A 1,342-nucleotide genomic window follows, 5' to 3' on the forward strand; every position below is an offset into this window, starting at 1 on the left:
CCCAAATCCTTCCCGTCAATCAACACATCAAAAAAATAAGCAAAGGAACACCCCGATGACCATCACCACCTCCCCGGCCGCGACGTCCGTCACCGAGCTCGAGCGCCTCAAGACCCTGCACAACGGCACCAAGGCGCCCCTGACCTTCACCGACGCCGAATTCGAACGCCGCCTGACCGGACTGCGCACCATCATGGCCGAAAAAAACCTCGACGCCGTCGTCCTGACCAGCTACCACAACATCAAGTACTACTCCGACTACCTCTTCACCTACTTCGGCCGCTCCTACGCCCTCGTCGTCACCCCCAACGACTCGGTCTCCATCACCGCCAACATCGACGCCGGCATGCCCTGGCGCACCAGCTACGGCGACAACATCGTCTACACCGACTGGCGCCGCGACAACTTCTACTTCGGCATCCAGGAAGCCCTCAACCGCCGCGGCATCAAGGCCACCCGCCTCGGCGTCGAAGACGACACCCTCCCCGTCCTGCTCCGCGACAAACTCCAGGCCGCCTTCCCCAACGCCACCCTCACCGACGTCTCCCAGGCCGCCATGCGCCAACGCATGATCAAGTCCGCCGAAGAAATCGAAGTCATCAAACACGGCGCCCGCATCGGCGACCTCGGCGGCGAAGCCATCAAGGCCGCCATCCGCGAAGGCATCAGCGAATACGAAGTCGCCCTCATCGGCACCGAAACCATGGTCCACGAAATCGCCCGCACCTTCCCCGACCAGGAAGTCCGCGACACCTGGGTCTGGTTCCAATCCGGCATCAACACCGACGGCGCCCACAACTGGGCCACCACCCGCAAACTCCAACAAGGAGACATCCTCTCCCTGAACTGCTTCCCCATGACCAGCGGCTACTACACCGCCCTGGAACGCACCCTCTTCCTCGGCGAACCCGACGCCCGCTCCCTGGAACTGTGGAACATCAACGTCGAAGTCCACGAACGCGGCCTCGAACTCATCAAGCCCGGCGCCGTCTGCAAGGACATCGCCGCCGAACTCAACGAAATCTACATCAGCCACAACCTCCTCCCCAACCGCACCTTCGGCTACGGACACTCCTTCGGCGTCCTCTCCCACTACTACGGCCGCGAAGCAGGCCTGGAACTGCGCGAAGACATCGACACCGTCCTCGAACCCGGCATGGTCGTCTCCATGGAACCCATGATCACCGTCCCCGACGGCCAACCCGGAGCCGGCGGCTACCGCGAACACGACATCCTCGTCGTCGGCGACACCACCGCCGAAAACATCACCAAATTCGGCTACGGCCCCAACAACAACATCATCAACCCCTAACACCCACCAGCTGCGGCGGCCACCCGCCGC

Annotated in this window: 1 protein-coding gene; it reads left to right on the forward strand. The window is 62.8% G+C overall.

Annotated elements, in window-relative coordinates:
* The first annotated feature begins 55 nt into the window (after positions 1-55).
* Positions 56-1,312 carry a M24 family metallopeptidase gene (locus G6035_RS19510; RefSeq protein ID WP_176618760.1) on the forward strand — a complete coding sequence of 419 codons (1,257 nt, stop codon included), beginning with the start codon at positions 56-58 and terminating at the stop codon, positions 1,310-1,312.
* Positions 1,313-1,342 lie beyond the last annotated feature (30 nt).

This window comes from Arthrobacter sp. SDTb3-6 (assembly GCF_013376095.1).
In the GTDB taxonomy this organism is placed as follows: Bacteria; Actinomycetota; Actinomycetes; order Actinomycetales; family Micrococcaceae; genus Specibacter.

Excerpts from the sequence above, each read along its gene's own strand:
- G6035_RS19510 (WP_176618760.1), top strand. The coding sequence starts at position 56 with ATGACCATCACCACCTCCCCGGCCGCGACGTCCGTCACCGAGCTCGAG.